At 44.6% G+C, this 24,970-nt stretch carries 29 protein-coding genes; 16 read left to right on the forward strand and 13 right to left on the reverse strand.

The genetic code is table 11. The features are described from left to right. Positions 1-1,152: an alanine--glyoxylate aminotransferase family protein gene (locus ABWT76_RS29695; RefSeq protein ID WP_054467944.1), complete on the forward strand. Its 1,152-nt coding sequence runs from the start codon at positions 1-3 to the stop codon at positions 1,150-1,152. Between the two features lie 253 nt (positions 1,153-1,405). Here the strand turns inward: ABWT76_RS29695 and ABWT76_RS29700 are convergent, their stop codons facing one another. From ABWT76_RS29700 to pstC, 7 genes are all read right to left on the reverse strand, one after another. Next, entirely contained in the window at positions 1,406-1,621 is a 216-nt protein-coding gene (locus tag ABWT76_RS29700; protein WP_054467942.1) for a DUF2949 domain-containing protein, read from the reverse strand. Positions 1,622-2,039: 418 nt separating this feature from the next. Further along, complete coding sequence (locus tag ABWT76_RS29705) at positions 2,040-2,297, reverse strand: hypothetical protein (RefSeq protein WP_054467935.1); 258 nt, start codon at positions 2,295-2,297, stop codon at positions 2,040-2,042. 95 nt (positions 2,298-2,392) lie between these two features. Further along, positions 2,393-3,091, reverse strand: a complete 699-nt coding sequence (nblR, locus tag ABWT76_RS29710; protein ID WP_054467932.1) for a response regulator transcription factor NblR — start codon at positions 3,089-3,091, stop codon at positions 2,393-2,395. Between the two features lie 95 nt (positions 3,092-3,186). Beyond that, positions 3,187-3,972: a sirohydrochlorin chelatase gene (locus tag ABWT76_RS29715; RefSeq protein WP_190879478.1), complete on the reverse strand. Its 786-nt coding sequence runs from the start codon at positions 3,970-3,972 to the stop codon at positions 3,187-3,189. Positions 3,973-4,129: 157 nt separating this feature from the next. After that, on the reverse strand, positions 4,130-4,960 hold the full coding sequence (gene pstB / locus ABWT76_RS29720; RefSeq protein ID WP_054467928.1) for a phosphate ABC transporter ATP-binding protein PstB: 831 nt from the start codon (positions 4,958-4,960) through the stop codon (positions 4,130-4,132). 303 nt (positions 4,961-5,263) lie between these two features. Beyond that, the gene (gene pstA / locus ABWT76_RS29725; RefSeq protein ID WP_054467985.1) at positions 5,264-6,166 is read right to left on the reverse strand and encodes a phosphate ABC transporter permease PstA; all 903 of its coding nucleotides are present in this window, start codon (positions 6,164-6,166) and stop codon (positions 5,264-5,266) included. A gap of 226 nt (positions 6,167-6,392) precedes the next feature. Continuing rightward, positions 6,393-7,298, reverse strand: coding sequence for a phosphate ABC transporter permease subunit PstC (gene pstC, locus ABWT76_RS29730; protein ID WP_054467927.1), 906 nt, complete (start codon positions 7,296-7,298; stop codon positions 6,393-6,395). A gap of 719 nt (positions 7,299-8,017) precedes the next feature. Here pstC and bioB point away from each other — a divergent pair. From bioB to ABWT76_RS29760, 6 genes are all read left to right on the forward strand, one after another. After that, on the forward strand, positions 8,018-9,184 hold the full coding sequence (gene bioB / locus ABWT76_RS29735) for a biotin synthase BioB (RefSeq protein WP_375339299.1): 1,167 nt from the start codon (positions 8,018-8,020) through the stop codon (positions 9,182-9,184). Positions 9,185-9,259: 75 nt separating this feature from the next. After that, on the forward strand, positions 9,260-9,829 hold the full coding sequence (locus ABWT76_RS29740) for a biotin transporter BioY (protein WP_156331890.1): 570 nt from the start codon (positions 9,260-9,262) through the stop codon (positions 9,827-9,829). Between the two features lie 72 nt (positions 9,830-9,901). Continuing rightward, a complete protein-coding gene (gene lspA, locus ABWT76_RS29745; protein WP_375341518.1) occupies positions 9,902-10,429 on the forward strand; it encodes a signal peptidase II in 528 nt (175 codons plus the stop codon). 146 nt (positions 10,430-10,575) lie between these two features. Next, on the forward strand, positions 10,576-11,157 hold the full coding sequence (locus ABWT76_RS29750; protein WP_231636860.1) for a hypothetical protein: 582 nt from the start codon (positions 10,576-10,578) through the stop codon (positions 11,155-11,157). After that, positions 11,133-11,564 carry an AAA family ATPase gene (locus ABWT76_RS29755; protein ID WP_354635389.1) on the forward strand — a complete coding sequence of 144 codons (432 nt, stop codon included), beginning with the start codon at positions 11,133-11,135 and terminating at the stop codon, positions 11,562-11,564. The genes ABWT76_RS29750 and ABWT76_RS29755 overlap by 25 nt, the downstream gene beginning before the upstream one ends. A 293-nt stretch (positions 11,565-11,857) precedes the next feature. Next, positions 11,858-14,119 (forward strand): PBP1A family penicillin-binding protein, encoded by a 2,262-nt coding sequence (locus ABWT76_RS29760; protein ID WP_190879511.1) that lies wholly within the window; start codon positions 11,858-11,860, stop codon positions 14,117-14,119. 235 nt (positions 14,120-14,354) lie between these two features. On the opposite strand, the gene ABWT76_RS29765 is transcribed toward ABWT76_RS29760, so the two are convergent. Together ABWT76_RS29765 and ABWT76_RS29770 are read right to left on the reverse strand one after the other, a co-directional pair. After that, on the reverse strand, positions 14,355-14,693 hold the full coding sequence (locus ABWT76_RS29765; protein WP_190879480.1) for a hypothetical protein: 339 nt from the start codon (positions 14,691-14,693) through the stop codon (positions 14,355-14,357). Between the two features lie 68 nt (positions 14,694-14,761). Further along, positions 14,762-15,286, reverse strand: coding sequence for an EndoU domain-containing protein (locus ABWT76_RS29770; RefSeq protein WP_190879482.1), 525 nt, complete (start codon positions 15,284-15,286; stop codon positions 14,762-14,764). Positions 15,287-15,651: 365 nt separating this feature from the next. On the opposite strand from ABWT76_RS29770, the gene ABWT76_RS29775 reads away from it, so the two are divergent. Beyond that, the gene (locus ABWT76_RS29775) at positions 15,652-16,776 is read left to right on the forward strand and encodes a class I SAM-dependent RNA methyltransferase (RefSeq protein WP_054467976.1); all 1,125 of its coding nucleotides are present in this window, start codon (positions 15,652-15,654) and stop codon (positions 16,774-16,776) included. 147 nt (positions 16,777-16,923) lie between these two features. Here the strand turns inward: ABWT76_RS29775 and ABWT76_RS29780 are convergent, their stop codons facing one another. From ABWT76_RS29780 to ndhC, 3 genes are read right to left on the reverse strand one after another with little or no spacing between them, the layout of a single operon-like run. Beyond that, on the reverse strand, positions 16,924-17,454 hold the full coding sequence (locus ABWT76_RS29780; protein ID WP_369817770.1) for an NAD(P)H-quinone oxidoreductase subunit J: 531 nt from the start codon (positions 17,452-17,454) through the stop codon (positions 16,924-16,926). Then, positions 17,447-18,181 (reverse strand): photosynthetic/respiratory NAD(P)H-quinone oxidoreductase subunit K, encoded by a 735-nt coding sequence (gene ndhK / locus ABWT76_RS29785; protein WP_054467922.1) that lies wholly within the window; start codon positions 18,179-18,181, stop codon positions 17,447-17,449. Before ndhK ends, ABWT76_RS29780 begins: the two co-directional genes overlap by 8 nt. Next, the gene (gene ndhC, locus ABWT76_RS29790) at positions 18,172-18,534 is read right to left on the reverse strand and encodes a photosynthetic/respiratory NAD(P)H-quinone oxidoreductase subunit C (protein ID WP_054467920.1); all 363 of its coding nucleotides are present in this window, start codon (positions 18,532-18,534) and stop codon (positions 18,172-18,174) included. The genes ndhK and ndhC overlap by 10 nt, the downstream gene beginning before the upstream one ends. Before the next feature lie 343 nt (positions 18,535-18,877). Between ndhC and ABWT76_RS29795 the strand changes: the two genes are divergently transcribed. The 7 genes from ABWT76_RS29795 to glpX all read left to right on the forward strand — a co-directional run bounded on the left by ABWT76_RS29795 (position 18,878) and on the right by glpX (position 23,317). Next, a complete protein-coding gene (locus ABWT76_RS29795) occupies positions 18,878-19,213 on the forward strand; it encodes a rubredoxin (RefSeq protein ID WP_054467918.1) in 336 nt (111 codons plus the stop codon). 203 nt (positions 19,214-19,416) lie between these two features. Continuing rightward, positions 19,417-20,454, forward strand: a complete 1,038-nt coding sequence (locus ABWT76_RS29800) for a photosynthesis system II assembly factor Ycf48 (RefSeq protein ID WP_054467915.1) — start codon at positions 19,417-19,419, stop codon at positions 20,452-20,454. Between the two features lie 375 nt (positions 20,455-20,829). Then, on the forward strand, positions 20,830-21,078 hold the full coding sequence (gene psbE / locus ABWT76_RS29805) for a cytochrome b559 subunit alpha (RefSeq protein WP_054467910.1): 249 nt from the start codon (positions 20,830-20,832) through the stop codon (positions 21,076-21,078). 23 nt (positions 21,079-21,101) lie between these two features. Continuing rightward, positions 21,102-21,236: a cytochrome b559 subunit beta gene (gene psbF / locus ABWT76_RS29810; protein ID WP_054467908.1), complete on the forward strand. Its 135-nt coding sequence runs from the start codon at positions 21,102-21,104 to the stop codon at positions 21,234-21,236. Between the two features lie 6 nt (positions 21,237-21,242). Then, positions 21,243-21,368 carry a photosystem II reaction center protein L gene (locus ABWT76_RS29815; protein WP_072160837.1) on the forward strand — a complete coding sequence of 42 codons (126 nt, stop codon included), beginning with the start codon at positions 21,243-21,245 and terminating at the stop codon, positions 21,366-21,368. A 293-nt stretch (positions 21,369-21,661) separates the two neighbouring features. Continuing rightward, positions 21,662-21,781: a photosystem II reaction center protein J gene (locus ABWT76_RS29820; protein WP_072160836.1), complete on the forward strand. Its 120-nt coding sequence runs from the start codon at positions 21,662-21,664 to the stop codon at positions 21,779-21,781. A gap of 498 nt (positions 21,782-22,279) precedes the next feature. Continuing rightward, positions 22,280-23,317 (forward strand): class II fructose-bisphosphatase, encoded by a 1,038-nt coding sequence (glpX, locus tag ABWT76_RS29825; RefSeq protein ID WP_054467906.1) that lies wholly within the window; start codon positions 22,280-22,282, stop codon positions 23,315-23,317. Here glpX and ABWT76_RS29830 read toward each other — a convergent pair. Further along, positions 23,314-23,691: a hypothetical protein gene (locus tag ABWT76_RS29830; protein WP_156331888.1), complete on the reverse strand. Its 378-nt coding sequence runs from the start codon at positions 23,689-23,691 to the stop codon at positions 23,314-23,316. The two genes, glpX and ABWT76_RS29830, sit on opposite strands and share 4 nt — an antisense overlap. On the opposite strand from ABWT76_RS29830, the gene ABWT76_RS29835 reads away from it, so the two are divergent. Further along, on the forward strand, positions 23,662-24,957 hold the full coding sequence (locus tag ABWT76_RS29835; RefSeq protein ID WP_054467905.1) for a glutamyl-tRNA reductase: 1,296 nt from the start codon (positions 23,662-23,664) through the stop codon (positions 24,955-24,957). The genes ABWT76_RS29830 and ABWT76_RS29835 overlap by 30 nt on opposite strands. Positions 24,958-24,970 lie beyond the last annotated feature (13 nt).

The following is a 24,970-nucleotide window of genomic DNA, read 5'->3' on the forward strand; positions in this document are numbered from 1 at the left end:
ATGGACGATAAGTTAATGCTGATGATTCCTGGCCCAACCCCCGTGCCAGAAAGAGTTTTACTGGCGATGGCCAAACACCCGATGGGTCATAGAAGCAAGGATTTTGAAGCGATCGCCGGGGAAATTACCGAGAATCTGAAATGGTTGCACCAAACCCAAGGGGATGTGCTGATGTTGACTTCATCGGGCACTGGGGCAATGGAAGCGGGAATTATTAATTTTCTCAGTGCAGGCGATCGTGTTTTGGTGGGCTGTAATGGGAAATTTGGCGAGCGCTGGGTCGAAGTCGCCACCGCTTATAATTTAAACGTGGAACAAGTGACGGCAGAATGGGGCAAACCCCTCGACCCGGAAGAGTTTCGCGTCAAGCTGGAAGCGGACAAGGACAAGCAAATCAAAGCGGTGATCGTGACTCACAGCGAAACCTCCACGGGGGTGATCAACGATTTAGCAACCATTAACCGTCACGTCAAAGCCCACGGACAAGCTTTAATTATTGTGGATGCCGTCACCAGTTTGGGTGCGGTGCATATTCCCATCGATGAATGGGGTTTAGACGTGGTGGCTTCCGGTTCCCAAAAAGGGTTTATGGTGCCACCGGGTATGGGATTTGTGGCGGTGAGTGCCAAAGCCTGGGAAGCTTACAAAACCGCAACCCTACCTCGATACTATTTGGATTTAGGCAAATATCGCAAAGCCGCCGCGAAAAATAGCAGCCCCTTTACTCCCCCAGTGAATTTAATGTATGGTCTGCAAGCGAGTTTGGGGATGATGAAAGCCGAAGGGTTGGAAAATATTTTTGCCCGACATCAACGGCATAAGAACGCTACCCGCGCTGCGGTGAAAGCTCTGGGAATGCCTTTGTTTGCCCCAGATGAAGCGGCTTCTCCTGCTATTACCGCTGTGGCCCCGGTGTCGGTGGAAGCAGAACAGGTGCGATCGATTCTGAAAAAACGATTTGATATTATTCTGGCGGGAGGTCAAGACCACCTGAAAGGCAAGATTTTCCGCATGGGGCATTTGGGCTTTGTGAGCGATCGCGACATTCTCACAGCGATCGCCGCCTTAGAAACCGCCCTCGTCGAGTTAGGTGTGAGTAACGTCACCCCAGGGGCAGGTGTAGCCGCCGCCAGCCAGGTCTTTGCTCAGTAGTCAGTAAAAAGTAAGTAAAAAGTAAGTAAAAATGCCGCAAAAAAGGGTGAATTGTTCGCCATGAACAGTTCACCCTTTTTTAATCCATAACAATTGGCTGCAAATCAATTTTCCCTGATGTCCGACTTGGGCGCCACCCCTACCCCCCCTAAAAAAAGCTAACCGAGAAAAGCGATCGCAGCGGTTGATCCGATCAGTTGGCTCATCATTAAATGATTCCATCCGATGGAGCCTCCTATAGTGTTTGTGAAATCTATGCCGTTTCCAGCCAGTCAAAAATTCGCTCTAACTGCTGAATGGTGACTAAGCCATATTGCCAAAGTACCATTGGTAAAGGCATCGGATCGGACTCACGATTGCGAATCCCAAAAGAACCACAAACCCGCTCGGCTAAATCAATTGAAGAGGCAGAAATCGCCAAATCTTCTTGCAAAAACCGAATAAATTGAGAATAACTGGATCGTCCCATGGCTCAGTCAACCTCCGAAATCTTAAAGTCTATTATTTCAACTGTTTTTTTATCCACGCCTACCCTAAGTAGCCAGTTTTTAATCTGTACACTCAACCAACGGCTAGATAATTCATTCCTAACGAATAAAGCGATCGCCCTTTGGGTGCTTCAATTCGGGGATCAGCGTTTAACCCTCTGGGATCATCGCGAAATCGAGATCATTTTCTTAGCTTAAATCCATTTTGATCGCTTGTCGTGCCAGCGCCGCAACGCAAAAACTCACACACCACACTAGGCCGATTCCTGTCAATAAGCAATCATCACGTCTGATCCTAGTTCAGCATAGGATTGCTTAAATGACATCAGCGAAATTACTGATTTTTTTTTCAAGTTGCTCAGTAAATTTACGCATCGAAAATTTTACCCACTCTTAAACCTATAGTCTAAGTCTGAGGGGTGCATTTGTCAAGAGACTATGACAAATTGAATATCGAAATTGGTCAGCGAATAGCCGTTGTATTTGGCGGCTATTTGGCGTTGTATTTATGGCCTTGCGGATTCTAGCAGACCTAGCGCCGTTTTTACCACCGTACTGGGTAGCCATTGGCAAAATTTCGGCCATATTACCAGGGCGATCGCCCCCGTCAGCAAACCGGGGGACTGCTATCCCAGGGATAGCCCAAATTTCGCTCATTCTAAAACATCTTTAATAAGTTTTGTAAAAAATTCGGAAAAATTTTTTACATCGCTCCAATTCTCCCCATCACCAGTCCGGTCAAAGTCAGAGAATCAAGCCTCCCGCAACACATAACCCAAACCTCGCACCGTATGAATCAGCCGTTTGTTACCATTGCTTTCTAATTTCAGACGTAAATAACGGATATACACTTCAATCACATTCGACTCGCCCATAAAATCATAGCCCCAGACATTTTCCAAAATCTGGTCGCGGCTGAGGACTTCACGAGGATGCTCCATTAAATATTTCAGTAGTTCAAATTCTTTCATGGTTAAAGCAATCATCTCTTGGTTATTGCGTAAAACCGTCCGCTTCGATAAGTCCAGGATAAAATCCCCAAAGTGTAATCGATCGTTGCCATGAGTTTCCGGTTTCAGGTACAGATGAATTAACTTGAGAAAGTCCTCCCGACGATACGGCTTGAGAAAATAATCATCCGCCCCGGCTTCTAAACAAGCAATTCGATCAGGGAGAGTATCTCTAACCAAAAGCATTAATACCGGGACATAATTCCCCTCCCGTCTCAGTTGGCTACACAACTCTAAACCCGATTCCGATCCCAACATTCTGGCAATGACAATTAAATGAGGTTGGTGGAGATTGACCTGATGCCAGCCCGTTTTGGCATCCGGCGCTATGAATGGTTGATACCTGGCGGTTTGCAAATCTTCGCAGATTTGCCCAGCTAAGACTGGATCTGATTCAACCACGAGGACAGAAGGATTTATTTGCAGAGCAACTGGATTCATATTGATTGGTGTAGGATTTTAGCGATCGCCACCGAAAGCGAACCCGAATCGGTCGGTTAGGTTCATCTTTGGGGTAACCACCATTGTTATATCAATCAATTCTCAGCCATTGAGACAATTAATTCGGCGAAATCCCTAGACACAGCAATGGGTTGAGCCACTTTGATCTGGATATCTTCAAATGTTCCGCAGAGTTGGGTGACAGAATCAGCGATCGCCTCCGTCAGTCCTCCTGGAAATAAAACATAAGGCAAAATCGCCATCTGCTGATAGCCCATTTTGACAGTTTGCCTGCTTTTTAGGGTAGCCAAGATATCAGACAAGAAAGGGGCCACAAACGAATACGCCGTCACTACCTCCAGCCCCGATAGTTCAGCCAAGTAATGGGCGATCGCCTCCACCGGCTGATTTCCCCCATGCCGACGACTTCCGTGAGAAAATAAAATCGCGATACTAGCGGCGGATGAATCATTCACTGCCGCCATCCGGGACAGCAGCAAACCACTCAAAGCCTTCTGCTGAGTTCCTATATAGGGCAACAATTCCAGGGCGATCTTTGGGTCTATCAGATTTCGGGCTATGGCCACCTCAGCGGGAATATCTTCATAAACATGGACTCCGGGCAACAAAAATAACGGCAAAACCTGAATCCGCCTCATCCCTTCCTGGACAGCGCGATCGGCAAAGGCCACAATTTGCTGATGTAACGGCAAAGGATGAGCCTCCAAAAAAGCCACATCCACCAAAGTCCTCCCCAATCCCAAGGTTTGACTCCTACCGATCGCCCGCTCCTGCACTAACACAGTGAGTTCTTTCACCGCTGCATTGTAGCTAGGGTGATGACTGCCATGTACTACCAATAAATACGCTACTTTATGCATTTGTTATTTGTTATTTGTTATTTGTTGTTGGGTAGGGATTCTTTTGTTGTTCGTTGTTCGTTGTTTGTTGTTTTAACAAATAACAAAACGACATCATAATAAATAATGATGCCGTCCTGAAAAAATCCCCAATCAACCCTTAAATGTGTTTAACTGTTTAACCGAAACGACCGCTTACATAAGCTTGGGTTGCTTCTTCAGCAGGATTATGGAATATTTTTTCAGTTTGGTCATATTCAACTAAGTAACCAACTCTTTGGCCTTTTTCATTCGGATCCACATTGAAAAACGCCGTCATATCAGACACCCGCGAAGCTTGCTGCATATTATGGGTGACAATGACAATCGTATAATCTTGCTTCAGTTGGTGCAGCACCTCTTCAATTCTCAAAGTAGAGATTGGGTCAAGGGCCGAACAGGGTTCGTCCATCAGCAACACATCTGGTTGCACAGCCAAAGCACGAGCAATACACAAACGCTGCTGTTGACCTCCGGAAATTGCCAAACCACTTTGTTGCAACTTATCTTTCACTTCATCCCAGACTGCCGCTTGTTTTAAACAGCGTTCCACTAACTCATCCATGTCCCCTTTATACCCATTGATGCGGGGGCCAAATGCCACATTGTCATAAATTGATTTGGGGAAAGGATTCGGTTTTTGAAAGACCATGCCAATGCGTCGTCGCACTTCCACTGGATCCACTTGGGGGTGATAAATATCATGGCCACGATATTTAATCGTCCCTTCTAAGCGAAAGCTTTTAATCAAATCATTCAAGCGATTATAAGAGCGTAACAAGGTACTCTTGCCGCAACCACTCGGTCCAATGAAAGCAGTGATCCGGTTTTTGGGAATTTTTACATTCACATTCCGCACTGCCAAAAAATTCCCATAATAGATGTTGACATTTTCAGTATCAAACACCGTCTCAATTTTCTGGTGAGATTCCTCACTTCGAGAATGATTCAATTCACTGGAATAATTCATACAACCTCTTTTTTTTTAATTAATAGCCGATAGATAGAAAATCAGCAATAATCCTGACTAACTTATCAAGATTATATCAAACAATTAATCGATATTTTACTGCATATATTATTCCCAGATAATAATTTATTTCATCATCATCCTAGGGTTAAAAATTATTTCAATAATCCATATTTTTCCTTCTATTTTTTTTATCTAATTTTTTTGAGTTTCTATGCTCAGAATAATTGGCAATTTTAGCAATTTTAGCAATTTATTTTTCGGAAAATATTAGTAAATTGCTGAAATGTTGGGTGAAATAGCTTAATAAACTTTACGGGAAGTCGCCCACCGGGAAATCACACTGGTGATCAGCACCATCAGTACCAGTACCAGAGAACCGACCCAGGCTAATTCCACCTGATTGTCAAACGGGACGATCGCAAAGTTGTAAACCAAAACGGACAGAGAGGGAGTTGGTTCCATGAGCGATCGAGGCCAGAATTGGGTAAACAAGGCGGTAAAAATCAATGGGGCGGTTTCTCCCGCTGCGCGGGCTACGGCCAACGTCACCCCAGTTAAAATTGCCGGTAAAGCAGCGGGCAAGACAACTAAAAATACGGTTTGGTAGTTACGCGCCCCCAGACCCACTGCCCCCTGGCGAATTTCATCTGGGACTAATTTTAGGGATTCTTCCGTGGCTCGGACTATAATTGGTAACATTAAAATCGACAAAGCAAATCCACCAGCAATGGCGGAAAATGTGCCGGTAGTTAATACCACAACCCCATAAGCAAATACACCAACAATAATCGAAGGCACGCCACTGAGTACGTTCGTCGCAAATCTTACCCAAGAAGAAAATTGGCCATTATTGCCAAATTCTGAGACAAAAATTGCCGCCATGACGCCAATAGGAATGCTAATTAAAGCGGCGATTCCCACCATCACGAGGGTGCCCACGATCGCATTGGCAAAGCCACCGGGTTCTTGTTGCATCGCTGCAGGCGGCAATTCGGTAAAAACGCTGAGACTCAGACCGTTAAAACCTTTATAAAGTACATAAGATAATACGGCGCCCAATGGTAAAAGTGCGGCGATCGCTGCTACCCCAGCTAAGGCACTCATCACCAAACTAAATAAGGTTCTCCGAGACTGAGGAGAACGCCTTAAACTACTGGCACTGATCGAAGCAGTATCTTGGGTATTTGGGTATTTGACACTCATATTTTCTGGATATATTCTGGATATATTCTGGATATTTTCCTGATTTCGTTTAACCCTTAACTCTTGGGGCATCGTTGTTGCTGATTGTTCACTGTTAACCGTCAACAATCAATCCTTGAAATCATCAATCTTTTCAATTTTTCATCGGGGATGATTCAGCTTTTACGGTTAACGGTTAAGGGTTAAAGATTAACCGTGAACAATCTAAGCTTTAAATTCCTACCCTTTAAATTCTTTGGACGCGGCGAATTAAAACCTCAGCCAACATATTCACCACCAAGGTCAGGGCAAATAAAATCAACGCTGCATACATTAAAGCGTAAACTTGCATCCCATCCGCCTCGGCAAATTGATTGGCCAATAGACCGGCAATACTACTGGCTGGAGCGAACAACGAAAAGCTAATTTTAGGGTTGTTGCCAATTAGCATGGTGACAGCCATTGTTTCTCCCAAGGCGCGACCGAGTGCCAGCATAATAGCACCAACAATTCCGGAAAAAGCAGCGGGTAGTAAAACTCGTAAAATGGTTTCCCACCGAGTTGCACCGAGGCCATAAGCTCCTTGACGCAAAATGTCGGGAACGTTGAGCAGGGCATCCCGCGCTAGGACGGCAATGGTGGGCAATATCATAATCGCCAATACTACTGAAGAGGCTAGTAAGCACGGACCATTGACGCCGATGGGTCTTAATAAGGGAATCACCACAAAAATTCCCCAGAGTCCGTAAACCACACTAGGAATTGCGGCTAACAGTTCCACCAAAAAAGAGATCCCCTGTTGAATATTCGGGGGTAAATAGTCTTCACTTAAAAAAATGGCCACCCCTAAACCCACTGGCACCGCTAAGATTAGGGCAATCAGAGAACTGACGAGGGTGCCATAAATGTGCGGTAACGCACCATATTCTTCTCGATTGGGTGCCCAACCACTAGAAGTAAGAAAACCTAAACCATATTTGGCGATCGCTGGCCAAGCTTCCAGGGTGACAATCACAACCATCCAGATCAAAGTGGCTAGGACGGCAAACGCTAAGATTCGAGCGAGCCAAACGAATCCTTTTTCTAAAATTTGTGGCCAACTGACACCCGAATCAGATCCTTTAAACTTATCTTCCCGGTTTGATAAACTCATAAATTTGTGTGTACTTCAGCAAAACTTTCAGATCCAGGGAACATCTTATCCCTTGAGGATTTTTAATCCCATACTGGAAATTATAATTTTTTCATTCACTCATAATATCTATGCCGTTGACTCAGGTCTTAATTCATGGCAATTAGGCCATTAATTGAATGACGATATTTTTTTGGTAATTTGATTTAATTTTTTTGATGGTTTTTTACTGATCAAGACTGCTTTGTTTTTATCAGATAATTTATCAGTTCAATAATATTTGATACTATAAATTTAACAGGGAAATGATTTTTTGTAATAAAAATATACAATAATCGACAAGAATTAATTAAAAAAACCAAATAATCCGTATCTAATTATACCACTTTTGCTGAAAAAAATGTTAAAATTTCATTAAGAAAAGTTTAAGAAACGTCTAGAAAATCAGGCAGGATTTGTTGATTTTTGCAATATTTTAACAGTCATCAATTTTTTTCGCTGATTTTATATCATAACCATCGATGCCAGAAAGTTAAAGCTTTATTTAAAATAAATTATCAAAGATCAAAGGAGAATTAGAAATATCTTCAGAATTTTCTCAAAATTTTCTCAAATTAGCACCATCAAAACAACGATCGATCGCAGGGGTTTGCTTCCGGTGAGCATACTGGCAATGGGATTAGGGGCGCCCTAGGAGATAAAAAGTCATTGGCTTGAGAAATGCTGACACCCCCAGGCTGATGGTAAAATGCCAACACGCTATAGTCATGGTCATCATTAAGGATCCAAAAGTGCTACAAACACAAGTCTCAAGTTCTACTAAGTTATTAATTTCTCAGAATTCATCGATTAGCTTGCCATCATCCACCTGGACAAAAGAGGAACTCCAGCAGTGGTTAGAAAACCGAACGGCCAGAATTATTGCCGGGGAACTGCTGCAAAAACAAGAGGCGATCGCATTGACCCAAATCGAGGGTCAGGAGAATATCCTACTTTTGTGTGCAGCCGCCGATCAGGTGCGACAAGCTTGTTGCGGCAACAAAGTAGATTTGTGCAGCATCATCAACGTCAAATCTGGCAATTGCTCAGAAAATTGCGCGTTTTGCTCCCAATCCGCTCATCACCCCGGAGAAAATTCTCCGATTTACGGACTTAAGTCCCCAGACGAGATATTAGCGCAAGCTAAAGCCGCAGAGGAAGCAGGCGCTAGTCGCTTCTGTCTGGTGTCTCAAGGAAGGGGTCCTAAATATCATAGTCCAAAATCGGCAGAATTTGAGCAAATTCTCGCTACAGTTCGCCGCATTGCTGCGGAAACCAATGTTAAGCCTTGCTGTGCATTAGGTGAGGTGACTCTAGAACAAGCAAAAGCTTTGCGCGAAGCCGGTGTCACTCGGTACAACCATAATTTAGAAGCGGCTGAAGATTTTTATCCCGAAGTTGTCACCACCCACAGTTGGCAAGACCGGGTGGAAACGGTCAAGAACCTAAAAGCCGCAGGGATCCAAGCTTGTACCGGCGGGATTATCGGCATGGGGGAAACCTGGGAAAATCGGGTAGATTTAGCGTTATCGTTGCGCGAACTGGAAGTCGAGTCAGTGCCGTTGAATTTACTGAATCCTCGCGAAGGCACCCCATTAGACCATTGTTCTAAGCTCGATCCTTACGAAGCTTTAAAGGCGATCGCCATTTTCCGGCTGATCCTGCCCACACAAATTATTCGCTACGCCGGTGGCAGAGAAGCGGTCATGGGCGAACTCCAAGCCCAAGGCTTAAAAGCGGGAATTAATGCCATGCTGATTGGCCATTACCTCACCACCCTAGGGCAACCCCCAGAAAAAGACCATGAAATGCTCGCCCAACTTGGGCTAGAAGGTTCAGAAGCCCCCGTGCCGGTTTTCGACCATTAAACAATTCCACCATCAACCAATGGTCTATCAATCTAGCCGGTAAATAACTTGTAAATTGTGGCTTCGGCGAAAAACGTGACTTTTCCTTTGGAATTAATGTGGGCTTTGATTGGCTTGCTACTAACAATTGCTGGCACCTTTATCGAAGCCTCAATGATCAGCCCTCCTTGGGATTGGGACTCCCAGGGAATTTCCATTTTTTCTCTGGGTGTCACCTATCAAATTGGGGCTGTTTTATTAATCGGATGTTTGGGCGGTAAAAAAGCCGGTACACTATCGCAAATTGCTTATTTAATCTTAGGATTACTCTGGCTGCCGGTGTTTAGCCAAGGGGGGGGGTGGACGTATTTAAAGGAACCTTCCATTGGCTACTTACTCGGATTTGTTCCGGGGGGTTGGGTTTGTGGCACCTTGGCTTTTAGAAAACGCTTGCGGTTGGAATATCTGGCGTTCAGTTGTCTTTGTGGATTACTGGTGATTCATATGGTGGGCATCAGCTATTTAATTGTCAGTCATTACTTTATTGATGTACCATTAGTGCCCCAAATATTTAAATACTCCGTCGCCCCCTTGTTAGGACATTTAGTTATTGTCTGTGAGGTGACAGTATTGGCTTTTATGTTGCGAAAGTTTCTGCTTTATTAAGTTGTCTGGTTGTGGGTTAATTTGGGTAAATCACCCCTAAATGCAATTTGTTAACTTTGAATTATGGAGAAAATGATGCAATTAAATATGAAATTTAAAAATAGCGTATTTTGGATCGCGGCTTTGATTAGTTTGGGATTTGACCGATTTACTAAATATTGGGTGGTGCAAAACTTTGAGTTTAAAGAAAGTTGGGCCTTATGGCCCGATGTGTTTCACTTTACTTATGTCACCAATCCCGGCGCCGCATTTAGTCTTTTTCCTGGTGCTGCTTGGTTGCGTTGGCTGTCTTTAGCGGTTAGTTTAGGATTAATCGCGTTAGCCTGCTTTGGCCCAAGATTTAATCCCTGGGAACAAGCAGGTTATGGGTTGATTTTAGCCGGGGCTTTGGGCAATGGGATTGACCGCTTTGTTGCCGGAGAAGTGGTGGACTTTTTACACTTCAAGCTGATTAACTTTCCGATTTTTAATGTAGCTGATGTTTCGATTAACCTGGGGATTATTTGTTTAATTTTGCTGAGTATTTTTATGCCTCATCCTACAGAAAAAATTAAAAAGACCCAACAACAAAAAATTTCCAATATAACTAAACAAGATTAATTGATTTAGCTTGGTTAATATTAGATAGAGTGGCTATGTTAATTTTTTTAAGAATAAATTGATATAAGTCAATTAAAGAATTAGACTTATATTTAAAGCCAGTAAATATTTTAATTGGCGCTAATGGTGCGGGTAAGTCTAATTTAATTTCTGGGTTTAAATTATTGCGATGGATGATGCAATCTCCGGGGAAATTGAAATTTTTTATTGGCCAAGCGGGAGGCGCAAATTCTTTACTTTTTAATGGTGCGTCTGTGACTCCACAAATGGAAGCTGAATTTCATTTTGAAACCGAAGCGGGCAGAAGTGAATACTTTTGTCGGCTATTTCATGGGGCACCGGATACTTTAATCTTTGCTGATGAACGCTATCGATTTTCTCGGAATACTTTTAATGGATTGGCTGATTGGACTTTATTAGATGCCGGTCATAAAGAAGCCAAATTAATTGATCTAAATAATTTAGGCGATCCAACGGCTAGAACAATTTTTAGGCTAATGCAAGGTTGTGCCGTATATCAGTTTCATAACACTTCAGATACAGCGCGAGTTCGCCAAAGATGGAATATTGAGGATAGCCGATATCTGCGTGAAGATGCGGCAAATTTAGCCCCTTTTCTGTTGCGGCTGAAAGAAACAGAACCCATCTATTATAAAATCATTGTAGAAAGCAGCAAATTGCGCCTTTTTTTGCCGATTTTGTTTTGGAACCAATTAACAATTCGGTGATGTTACAATGGAGTGAACGAGATACAGATTTAGTGTTTAGCGCCCATCAAGTCTCCGATGGAACATTAAGAACGATCGCCTTACTGACTCTCTTGTTACAACCACCAGATAATTTACCTGAAGTTTTAATTTTGGATGAACCTGAGTTGGGTTTACATCCTTATGCGATTAATATTATTGGTGGCTTGATCAAGAGTGTGTCCCATTATAGTCAAGTGATTTTAGCTACTCAGTCTCCTCTATTGATTGATTGTTTTGAGCCTGAAGATATTATTGTCGTAGAACGGAAAGATGGGAAATCTTATTTTTCTAGATTAGAAGAGTCTAAGCTTGAAGATTGGTTAGCTGAGTATTCTTTGTCTGAAATCTGGAATAAAAATATTATTGGAGGAAGACCACGGCGATGATTCGGTTACATATTATTGCGGAGGGACAGACAGAAGAAGAATTTGTAAATTCAATGTTAACGGAATATTTAGGAAATTAGGACATTTTTTAGTCGCTTTTCAGGAAAAATGGCTGATATCTTTGTAGCGATCGCGAAGCGTCCCGTAGGGAATCGCTGCTCATTTGAGTATCCGATTAGCTTTTTTTGGCTTTTTTGCCGATCGCGATCTGGTCGTTGCCCGATCTCTAAGCCTTAAAATTGAGATCAAGCAAACCTCATACTCAATCGTTAGTCGCTGAATTTTCAGAGGATATGACCCCACCACCCCCCCAAAGACCCAAAACGATTCTGAATGTTGTCACCCAAGCGGTGCAAACAGTTCACGCCCAAGTGATGGGAAAGCTGAAGCTGAAACCGAATGCTAAAGTCCCGGAATTGTGGATTTCTGAACCCAATGCTAATAAACCAGAGGTTTATCCTTTGCTGGGCGATCGCTACTTGTTGGGGCGATCGTCCAAAACCAGTGATATTGTGGTGCGGAATCCACTGGTGAGTCAAGTTCATCTATCTTTAAGTCGGAATTCTCAGCAGCGTTATGCCCCATTTATCCTGAAAGATGAGAAGTCAACCAACGGTGTGTATCAGGGTAAACGACGGATTACGAAAATAGTCCTGGAACATGGGGCGGTGTTTAGTCTCGGCCCTCCGGAATTAGCGGATGCAGTCCAAATTAAATATGTGAATCCGCCACCGTGGTATATCCTGATGTTGCGCTGGTCCCTGTACGGCTTCACCGGCATAAGTGCGTTATTCGGATTATCGATCGCGATCGCGTGGCAAAAAGTCTCGGTCAAACCCTTGCCCACATCGATTTCTGGGCCTGTGGTGGTCTATGCTCGGGACGGACAAACCCCACTACGTCCGTCTTATAGCCATGCTCACCGAGAAATCAAACGATTAGAAGAGTTTTCCCCCTATTTGTCAAAAGCCTTAATTGCTTCGGAAGATAGCCGGTTTTATTGGCACTTGGGGGTCGATCCGATTGGCGTTACCCGGGCGGTATTGGTGAATTTAAGCGGAGGCAGCATTAGCCAAGGGGCGAGTACCCTAACACAACAGTTGGCCCGGAGTCTATTTCGGGAGTATGTAGGGACTCAAGATTCTGCGGGGCGCAAACTCCGAGAAGCCTTGGTGGCCTTGAAGTTAGAAACATTTTATGGCAAGAACGATCTACTGCTGGCTTATTTAAATCGAGTCTATTTGGGCATTGACCTCTATGGATTTGAGGATGCGGCCCAGTTTTACTTTGGCAAGTCCGCCCGAAATCTCAATTTATCCGAGGCGGCAACTTTGGTGGGAATGTTGCCTGCCCCGAATGCGTTTAACCCGGTGCAAAATTATTCTTTGGCGGTGAAATACCGCGATGGTGTGATCTATCGGATGCTGAAATTGGGCATGATTAGCCAAGAAGAAGCCGATCGCGCCCGCCGATCGCGGATTTCTGTGCATTCCAAAGCCAAAGAAATTATTGGCAACACCATTGCCCCTTATTTCTATAGTTATGTGTTTGAGGAATTGGAGTCTTTGCTAGGGGTGGGTCTAGCCAGAGAAGGTAATTTTATCGTGGAAACAGGTTTAGACCCGAAGATCCAAGCCAAAGCCGAGAACAGCCTGAAAAATTCCGTAGCCGAAATGGGTGGTATTTATGGCTTTGAGCAAGGGGCGATCGCCACCGTAGACTCCCGAACCGGGGAAATTTTGGCTTTAGCGGGAGGGGTAGACTATCAAATCAGTCAATTTAATCGGGCTACTCAAGCATTACGTCAACCGGGATCGACCTTTAAAATTTTTGCCTATACTGCGGCTTTAGAAGAAGGAATTTCCCCGAATACCACCTATTCTTGTGCCGCATTGGTCTGGGAAGGGGTTTCCTTTTCCCCTTGCGAACGCAGCAGTGGATTTATCGATATGTGGCAAGCGATCGCCCAATCAGAAAATTCCGTTGCCTTGCGGGTTGCCCAACAAGTCGGCTTAAATAACGTCGTGCGTCAAGCCAGAGAACTGGGGATTAAAAGCGACCTCAATCCCGTACCGGGCTTGGTTTTGGGTCAAAGTGAAGTCACCGTGTTAGAAATGACCGGAGCATTAACGGCATTAGCCAATGGTGGAAAATTCAACTCTGCTCATGGGATTAAGCGAATTTTAGATAGCAGTGATTGCAAGGATCCGAATAACCCAGAAACCTGCCGCGTCATCTATGAATATGGACAAAGCCCCGAAGCCAACCGGCAAGTCCTCTCCCCAGAGGTGGCGGATACTATGACGCGAATGTTACAAGGGGTGGTGCAAAGTGGTACGGGCAGAAGTGCGGCGATCGGTTTGGGAGAAGAAGCGGGCAAAACCGGCACCACCAACAATGGCGTAGACCTTTGGTTTGTGGGCTATTTGCCCCGCCAACATTTTGTCACTAGCGTTTGGCTGGGCAACGATGACAATAGTCCCACTTCCGGCAGTAGTGGCCAAGCGGCGCAAGTTTGGGCTAATTATATGAATGAGGTGGTGAATCAAAAGTAACTCGTCACCGATGGTTGATGGTTGTTTGTTGATGGTTGATGGTTGATGGTTGTTTGTTGATGGTTATTTGTTGATGGTTGATGGTTGTTTGTTGTTTGTTGATGGTTGATGGTTGATGGGTAGGGATTATATGGTTAATTGTTGATGGTTGATGGCTACAACCACCAACAAAAGAATCCTTACCCACCAACAAACAACCATCAACCATCAACCATCAACCATCAACTAAAAATTGTTAATTATCAATTAGTTCGGATTGTGATAACATTTCTGTGTGTTGTAACCAGGCGATCGCTGCTTGATGAAATTCTTCTATTAAAACAGTTTCTGGCGGATTACTTTCATCAATTAAATCCTCAATTGTTGCCCCTTCATAAGATAAAATAAGGCAAAAAGCATTACCAATTCTTTGCCAGGTTTGTAAACTACCGGATTGAATTAAAGTAATTTTATCCAGTAAATCTCTAGCCCATTCAGGACTGTGCTGAATATCCATAATTAAAAACTCGGAAAGCCGAAGATGAGCCGGGTCATTTTTTCGGTGTCCCGGCCAGGTAAAAGCAGTTTTAGACATAATGTTTGACGGTAATAATAGACGATCAAAAAGTCAATAAAGTCGTCCAAATCAGATAACTTTAAAGACTATCTTAAAGGAAATGCCGTGTTAATTTGGCCATCGCTTAAGAAAGCGCCTGCTATTGTAAATAAACGATTATTATCACTCTTACAATAGTTGTCGGCGTTAGCGCTTGGCGCATTAGGACCACACCAAGCCCACCTAGGTGCATTTGATGGGCAATTTTGTTGATGGGTAGCGGCGTAGATAATTGAGTTTAAAACTTGAGTTTGCGTGCAGCTATCTGGAAACATGGTGGAGAATTTTCTCTGGTTAGAATGGCCGGAATAATTCCAGGTTCCGCCGTAAATTCCTTGGCTATTGGCTGACTGAGTAATTTGAAAGTTTTCCACCGTATTGGGGGTAACTCCACCGGGTCGGGAATGAAATCCTTTAGGCCGGTTTTGACTCCACTCCCCACAGAATATATGGGTCTGGTTAAGTGGGGGATTTGTTCTCGACCAATGATCTATATTAGCACAATTGACTTGACTTGGTGCGGCACAAGCAAAGAAAACGATCGCCCCAAAAAGTGATAGCGCGCTCGCCATTAGTTTAGGTATAGTTTTCATATTTTTGCAGATTTTTTCATTTTTGATGGCATCGATCGCATTTTCTGGGAAAGTCAGACAATCATGGGATGCCACACCTTACGCAAAATTTTAACCCAGAATCGATCGCTCCCGCAATTGACATCTGGGAAAAAATGGGAAAAAAGGCGATCGCGATCTGTTTTAATTAACTGCTTTTCTCAAAATGGTTTAAATCGGTTTGAAGCAAAGATTATCAAGAATCAGTGACAGTCTGGCCGGAGCGAACCAACTCCGAAGAGAATCGCGATATTCTATATATTGCTCATCATGGCGATTGGGTGCATTACTCCGGTGAGCACAGAATCGCAATTCGGTACATTTTAATGAATCAATATTTTGCAACAGTTGCCAGAGGGTTAGAAACCCTGGCAGCCCAAGAGTTAGAAAACTTGGGGGCGCATTCTGTAGAACCGGGATTTTGTGGGGTTGCTTTTAGGGGCGATCGCACCTTACTTTACCGAGTAAATCTATGGGCTCGCTTACCCTTCCGCATCTTAATGAAACTTGATGAATTTCGCTGTCAAGACGCCCAAGAACTCTATCGCCACATCCAAACCATTGACTGGTCAAACTATCTGACTCCAGACTTGACCCTAGCGGTCAAAGCCACCGGGAAAAGCGATCGCCTCAACCACACTCATTTCACCGCCCTTCAGGTGAAAAATGCGATCGTAGACCAACAAATGCAGGAATTTGGCGATCGATCCAATGTAGACACGGAAGCCGCAGATTTGCGAATCTCCGTGCATATCGATCGCGATATCTGTACCCTAAGCCTCGATAGTTCCGGCAACAGTCTGCACCGTCGAGGTTATCGTCCGGCAGTTGGGGCCGCCCCCTTAAAAGAATCTTTAGCCGCTGCCCTAATTCAAATGTCCGGGTGGCAACCCGACCTTATGTTCTACGATCCCCTCTGTGGTTCCGGCACTTTACCCCTAGAAGCCTGTTTAAAAGCCCTCAACGTCGCCCCCGGACTATTTCGGGAAAGCTTTGGCTTTGAAACTTGGCGAGACTTTGACCCCTCAGTGTTGGAAAAACTGATTCAAGAAGCGGAAGACAGCCAACTGGATCAGCTTCCCGCACCAATTTGGGGCAGCGATGGGGATCCGAAAATGATCGAACAGGCGATCGCCAATGCCACCAACTGCGGCGTCCTCGATCAAGTCTATTTTTCTCAACTAGACTTAAATGAAATAGCTGCCCCTGGAGACAGTGGAGTGTTATTCTGCAATCCTCCTTATGGAGAACGCTTAGGGCGCGATCGTGACCTAGGGGAATTTTACAAACAACTAGGAGACATCCTCAAACAACGGTTCAAAGGCTGGACAGCCTTCATCCTCAGTGGCAACAAAGAACTCGCCAAATCCATTGGACTCAAATCATCGCAACGGACGGCAGTATTTAACGGCACATTGCCCTGTCAGCTAATGAAATATGAACTCTACTAGAGGGTCCGCGCATTCCGGCAGATATTTTTGGGTTAAAAGCATAGATTTACTGTCGGAATGCGCGGACCCCTACAGAGGTTGTGGACAAAAAACACAAAACCCCCTTTCCGCAAGGGAAAGGGGGCGAAAAGCCACAAGAATATCCGCTTAATAAGCGTCTTGTAACTCGTAAAAATCTGGGGAAATATAATCCTTGCGTAAAGGCCAACCCACCCAATCCTCATTCATCAAAATTCGTTTCAGGTTGGGATGTCCTTCATACACAATCCCGTACATATCATAAGACTCCCGTTCTTGGAAATCTGCCGCCTTCCAGATCCAATAAACCGAAGGCACTCTGGGGTCTTCTCTGGGCAAGAAAACCTTCACCCGCACCTCCTCTGGCTCAGTGACATTATCCTTCACCTTCACCAAATGGTACATACTCACCAAATCTTCCCCAGGGCCAACATCATAGCCACATTGACATTGGAGATAATTAAACCCATAAGCATAGAGAGCGGTTGCCAGAGGAATTAAGAAATCTCGGTCAACCTTGATCATCTCTACCCCGGAATGATCGTTGCCCAAAGACTCATGTTGAAAACCATTCTGGGTTAACCATTGGGATACCTTACCCGGAGATGCCACTGGCACACTAGAGGCTTCAGCGATCGGAGTATTCTTCTCTTCAGCCACGTTTCACCTCCTGTTTTTGCGCCGACTGAGCCGACTTCAGGGCCGGAGGCACAGGCATACCCATCGCTTCCGTCAACTGCTTCGGTGGCACCTGTCTCGATTCAGTCTGCAAATACTGACCCGTCAAAATCGGCGAAACCGCCTTCATTTGATGCTTCGTCGTATGGTAACGATGAGTTTGTTGCAACATTCCCCGTTCTTGGATCGACTCATTCGCCACCTTTTTCCGCAGCTTCACGATCGCATCCATAATCGCTTCTGGACGGGGAGGACATCCTGGAATATACACATCCACCGGAATCAACTTATCCACCCCGCGCACTGCCGTAGGAGAATCCATACTAAACATTCCCCCGGTAATCGTGCAAGCACCCATCGCGATCACATACTTCGGTTCCGGCATTTGCTCATAAAGTTTCACCAAAGTCGGCGCATACTTCATCGTAATCGTCCCAGCAGTAATCAACAAATCCGCTTGTCTAGGGCTACAACGGGGAACCAGACCAAAACGGTCAAAGTCAAACCGCGAGCCGATCATCGCCGCAAACTCAATAAAACAACAAGCCGTACCATACATCAAAGGCCACAGACTCGATAACCGCGCCCAATTATAAAGATCATCCAGGGTCGTCAACACGACATTTTCTGAAAGCTCTTGAGTGACCTGGGGTCGCTCAATTGGGTTCATAATATATTTTTCGTCATTCATGGGCGTTTTTAAGACCATTCCAAAGCTCCTTTTCGCCATGCGTAAACCAGTGCAATGATTAAAATTGCAATAAATATCAAGGCTTCAATAAACGCCAAGAGTCCCAGTTTATGGAACGCCACCGCCCAGGGATATAGAAAAACCGTTTCTACATCAAAGACAACAAACACCAGGGCGAACATATAGTAGCGAATGTTGAACTGAATCCAGGCACCACTAAAAGGCTCAATCCCGGATTCATAAGTCGTCCGCCGTTCTAAAGAAGTCCCTTTAGGGCGCAAGAGCTTCGATGCACCCAAGGCAACAATTGGGACTAAACTGCAAACTAGCAGAAAGCCTAGTAAATACTCGTAGCCGCTAAGGACAAACACAATAAATATCTATAAAGTGACAGGACTTCAGGATTTGATTCGTTTACATTTTTACATAATCCTGGTGCTTGTTGATCGGCATCGTCTCTTTTAGCTCGTTGCATTTTTTTATCTTTGTCATTAGTTATTCGTTGTTAGTGATTCGCTATTTGCCAGAAGCCCCCCTGCCCCCCGCACCCGAAGCCCCCCATAAAAATAGCAAATAACAAATAACAAATAATTAATAATAAATAACAAATAAAATTAAACAGATTTTTGCCAAACACTTGCGGTACACCAATCTTTGTCATAATCTGTTACATATATTTTAAGATTTGCCACAATCGCATTTTTTTGAGTAGCCATGAGCAGCGAAGTCATAGAACCAGTCAACCTAGATCGGTATGAATGCCGCGCCTGCGGATATATTTATGAACCGGAAAAAGGGGATGCCCGCAGTAAGGTGGAGGCCAACACACCATTTACAGAATTGCCGGTGTCATGGCGCTGTCCTGTCTGTGGGGCAAAAACTTCCGCCTTTGCGAATATCGGGCCGGCTGGCACTGCCTCGGGATTTAAAGAAAATTACAATTATGGTTTAGGAGTCAATGTTTTAACTCCGGGAATCAAGAATGTACTCATTTTTGGCGCATTGGGGTTGGGAGTCTTATTTTTCCTCAGCCTCTATAGCTTAAATTAGAGAATGTGTTTTGGAATGTGAATTCCAGTGATTGACTGTTGGTGGGTAGCGCAATCGAAGCGGTCAGGCTAGTAGCGCGGTGATTTTCATCACTTCAACTCAGGCTTAAGAAAATTCACTGGTGAACAAATCAACCAGATGAAATTCTCGGAAAATTTATTTTGCGTGATTTGGCAAATAATGCAGAGCGAAATTTAACCGTAATGAAATCGATCTTGAAACATTGGCAAAGAATTGTCGGCTTGTTGGCAGTTGTGCTGCTCTGTGCTGGATGTAAATATGCTCCATCACTGAGTTACAACCCTTGGCACCCCGTATATGTTCCCAGTCAAGTTAACCTGCTGGATATTGGTTTCACCAACAATGGTAAACATGGGTGGTTGGTGGGAGCCGAGTCTACTTTACTCGAAAGTACCGATGCAGGGGAGACTTGGCAGAAAATCGGTCTGAGTTTAGATAGCGACAATTATCGCTTCACATCCGTGAGTTTTTCTGGTGAAGAAGGATGGATTGTTGGGGAACCGGCAATCATGCTTCATACTACCGATGAAGGAAAATCCTGGGAGCAAATTCCTTTGGACAAGAAATTGCCGGGAGACCCCCTGAAGATTGTTGCCCTAGGTGACAAACAAGCGGAAATGCTGACGAATATCGGCGCGATTTATCGCACGGAAGATGCAGGCAAAACCTGGCAAGGGTTAGTCGCTTCCGCTGTCGGTGTGATGCGTAGCGTCGATCGCACCCCGGATGGTCGATATATTGCCGTATCCGCCAAAGGAAACTTCTACTCTACCTGGGAACCGGGTCAACCGGCTTGGGTACAGCATAATCGCACCAGTTCTCGTCGTCTTCAGAGTATGGGATTTGGACAAGATGGCCGGTTGTGGTTGTTAGCCCGAGGTGGAGAGATTCAATTTACCCAACCCAAAGAGACTGGGACTATTTCCTTTAGCGACTTAGAAGCACCTGATTTTTGGCAGGAACCGATTTTCCCTGAGTTTGCCACAAGCTGGGGATTGTTGGATTTAAGTTACCGAACTCCAGAAGAAATTTGGGTTTCCGGTGGCAGTGGCAATTTACTTTGCAGTCTTGATGGGGGACAAACCTGGCAAAAAGATCAGGCGGTAGAAAATTTGCCTTCAAATTTTTACAAGATTGTCTTTCTATCTCCTGAGCAAGGATTTGTGATTGGTCAGAACGGGTTGCTATTAAAATATCAAAAAGCCCCGGAAACGGCCTGAATCCCATTTATGGACGGGCAAAAACTGGAACCAGGGCAAAAACCGGGGCAAAAACCGGGGCAGAAATTTTTCCCGAATTTTTGCCGAATTTTTCCCGACTTCCGTATCCACAGGGTAAAAATGCTTAGTAAAAATCCGAATCAAGACTCGGCTTTGAGTTGCCAGCGATGGCATCATCGGTTGATCTCAAGCCAAGTTATGATAGATTTTTCACCATAGCCTTGATCCACCCGCCTGGAGAAAAGGTTCAGGAAATTATCGACGGAAAATTGATCTTCAAGAGCGATCGCTTACAGGTTAAAATCCTAAAAAGCCGAGCGCTGAAAACAGAAAAGCTAATTTGTGAGTTTTTGGAGATAAGAGGAGGATTCTTCAATGTCTGGAGTAACTGGTGAGCGTCCATTTGGTGACATTATTACAAGTATTCGTTATTGGGTGATTCACAGCATCACCATCCCGGCATTATTTATCGCCGGTTGGCTGTTTGTGAGCACTGGTTTGGCTTATGATGCTTTCGGCACTCCCCGCCCAAATGAATACTATACTCAAGATCGTTTGGAATTGCCAATTGTGCAAGACCGTTTTAATGCAAAACAACAAGTCGAAGAATTCATTGGTAAGTAATTAAATTTAAGGAAGCAGAAGTTATGGCAACTCAAAACACTAACGAGCCAATTAGTTACCCAATTTTTACCGTTCGCTGGCTGGCGGTTCATACCCTCGGCGTCCCAACGGTATTCTTTCTAGGCGCGATCGCCGCTATGCAGTTTATTCAACGGTAAAAAATCATGCCCTTAGAACGTAATCAAAACAGTAATAACCAACCAGTTGAACTCAACAGAACTTCCCTTTACCTGGGTCTGCTACTGATTTTTGTGCTGGGAGTTTTATTCTCCAGTTACTTCTTTAACTAAGTAGTGATTCTGGGTTGAACTTTTGAGCGGTGGTCGCGCAAGTGACTCGACTGGTCAGGAATTGTCTCCCAGGATAATTCCTCAAATAAATGCCTAAATCATTGGCGCAAACCAGTCGAGAAAACTAGCAACCTTTGCTCTATTTGACCGGCTCTATTTCACTGGCTCTATTTCACTCTCTGTGAAACTATCAAACTATCTTTAATCTCTTGATTAATCTCTTGATTTCTGGAGATCAAAGACGCTCGATGTAACGTTGTTTTTGTTAGGCATGAATTAAAGAGGTACAAGCTGTGTCTGAACCAGGAAGAATTCCTTTGTGGCTCGTCGCTACCGTCGCTGGTCTTGGTGTAATTGCCGTGGTGGGTCTTTTCTTTTACGGAGCTTATGCTGGGATTGGTTCTTCTATGTAAGAAGCAATTCGGTTTAACTCAGAGTTTTATATCTATCTAAAGTTTGGAAAAAATGGGACAGTTGCTTGGCTTAAACAGCAAATGTCCCATTTTTTGTTTTTTGATTGGTGTTTTGATTGGTGTTTTGATTGGTTGTTTGATTTGACCGGCGATCGCGTTACATTGCCCCCGCAAAATTACAAATCCTAGATTAAGAATTCCCATCCGGGGCGATCGCACCTCGTCACACCCAGGGGAGACTAATCTTGTAGAGGTTTTTGCCGGCTCGGAAAAATCGTTATTTCGATAGGTTCATCTGGGGGTGCGGGGCGACCACTTCGGGGAGTCCCTGCCAACCAGGAAGTGCTATATATAAACCCCTACAAGATTAGACCCTACAGAGGTACGGGGAATTTCGTGGTTTTTTGTTAAACAAGACCCCTGACTCTGATAGACTTTTAGACGGTCGTAGGCAGCACATACGACGACAAATCGGCTATGAAATTAGGAGATATCTAAATGGATAATGCAATTGGTTTAGAGATTATTGAAGTAGTTGAACAAGCAGCGATCGCTTCTGCTCGCTGGATGGGCAAAGGCGAAAAAAACACTGCTGACCAAGTGGCCGTAGAAGCCATGCGCCAACGCATGAACAAAATTCATATGCGGGGCAAAATTGTCATCGGTGAAGGGGAGCGGGATGAGGCGCCGATGCTCTACATCGGTGAAGAAGTGGGCATTTGCACCCAACCCGATGCCAAGAATTTCTGCGACCCAGAACAATTAGTGGAAATCGACATTGCCGTCGATCCCTGCGAAGGAACCAACCTGGTAGCATATGGCCAAAATGGTTCAATGGCAGTGCTGGCAATTTCCGAAAAAGGTGGCTTGTTTGCGGCTCCCGACTTCTATATGAAAAAACTTGCCGCCCCAGCGGTGGCGAAAAATCATGTAGATATTCGCAAGTCGGCTACAGAAAACCTGAAGATTCTCTCCGATTGTATGGATCGGTCGATTGACGAATTGGTGGTGGTAGTGATGGATCGCCCTCGTCACAAAGAATTGATTAAAGAAATCCGCGCCGCAGGTGCCCGCGTCCGACTGATCAGTGATGGGGACGTATCCGCCGCCATTTGCTGTGCTTTCTCCGGCACCAATATTCATGCCCTGATGGGCATTGGTGCCGCCCCAGAAGGGGTGATTTCTGCCGCAGCCATGCGAGCCCTGGGTGGACATTTCCAAGGACAGTTGATCTACGATCCCGAAGTAGTGAAAACTGGCTTGATTGGCGAAAGCAAAGAAAGCAATCTAGAACGCTTGGCCAGCATGGGCATTACCGATCCCGATAAAGTCTATAACGCTGAAGAACTGGCTTCTGGTGAAACCGTCCTGTTTGCCGCTTGTGGCATTACTCCAGGCCCATTGATGAACGGGGTGCGCTTTTTCCACGGCGGTGCGCGGACAGAAAGTTTGGTAATTTCCAGCCAATCTAAGACCGCTCGGTTTGTCGATACTGTTCATATGTTTGAAGCGCCTAAAACCATTCAAGTGCGCTAAGGCAGTTGCCAAGAATTAAGAATTATCAGATTTACCAAAATTTTATAATTCTTAATTCCCCAGTTTTCATGGTGAATTGATTCCTGAGTATTTACCGAAAATTTTAGCTTAATCTGTAAGTAATTCAGGGAGATTAGCATGATTTGATAATGAACTTTCAGCTTGATTTTTCTGGCTTCGCTTAGAGTAATTAAGCTGAAAGTTATAAAATAAATCCGTTTGAGGGTGTGATATCTCTCGGTGTCGGAACGGTTGAGTCTGGCTTTCAGATTATCTGTTGAGCTTTGATGATTTAAAAAATTTGTTGTCGATATTTCAAGAGGAATAACTTCAGGAAAATAAGCATGAATATTGCAGTCGTAGGTCTCAGCCACAAAACAGCGCCGGTAGAAATTCGGGAAAAACTGAGTATTCCAGAAACACAAATGAGTCAGGCGATGGCTCATTTGTTAGGTTATCCCCATATTGAAGAAGTGGCCATTTTAAGTACCTGTAACCGCTTAGAAATTTATGTGGTGACTACGGAAACTCAAGCCGGAGCCATGGAAATTACGCAGTTTCTTTCTGAGCATAGTAAATTGCCTTTACATAAGTTGCGGCCTCATTTGTTTATTCTGCTGCATGAAGATGCGGTGACTCATGTGATGCGGGTGGCTGCGGGTCTGGATAGTTTGGTTCTCGGTGAGGGTCAAATTCTGGCTCAGGTGAAAAATACCCACAAACTTGGACAACAATATAAAGGGGTGGGTCGCATTCTCAATCGCCTCTTGAAACAAGCGATTACCGCCGGAAAACGGGTACGCACGGAAACAAATATTGGCACTGGTGCCGTTTCCATTAGTTCTGCCGCCGTTGAGTTAGCCCAAATGAAGGTCGAGAGTCTCGAACCCCAGAAAGTTTGTATTATTGGGGCGGGCAAAATGTCCAGACTTTTGGTTCAACATTTGTTGGCTAAAGGCTGTCAGCAGATTGCGATTGTTAACCGTTCTATGGCGCGATCGCAGGAACTCGCCCAGAAATTTCCGGACGCAGCCCTACAACTGCATCCCCTGGCTGAAATGATGACGATTATTAGTCAATCAGATATCGTGTTTACCAGCACCGGAGCAACACAGCCATTACTCAACCGGGAAAAATTAGCCCCCGTCTTAGAACCGACCAAATCGATCATGTTGATTGATATTTCCGTCCCTAGAAATGTGGATGCCGATGTCCAGGAATTGACCAATGTGCAATCCTTTAATGTGGATGACCTAAAGGCTGTGGTTGCCCAAAACCAAGAAAGTCGCCGCCTGATGGCGATGGAAGCAGAGATACTCCTAGAAGAAGAAGTGGAAGCCTTTGATGTTTGGTGGAGTAGCTTGGAAACGGTGCCAACGATTAACAGCTTACGAGCAAAAATCGAAGGGATTCGCGAACAAGAATTAGAAAAAGCCCTCTCTCGTCTCGGTTCAGAATTCGCCGAAAAACATCAAGAGGTGATTGAAGCGTTGACGCGAGGAATTGTGAATAAAATTTTGCATGACCCAATGGTACAACTGCGGGCACAACAAGATATTGAGGCTCGACGCCAAGCGATGGCCACTTTGCAAACTTTGTTTAATTTAGAAGATGCTTGCTCTAGTGAGCAATATAGCTAAGTGGTTCATTGAC

This window comes from Planktothricoides raciborskii GIHE-MW2 (assembly GCF_040564635.1).
GTDB classification, from domain to species: Bacteria; Cyanobacteriota; Cyanobacteriia; order Cyanobacteriales; family Laspinemataceae; genus Planktothricoides; species Planktothricoides raciborskii.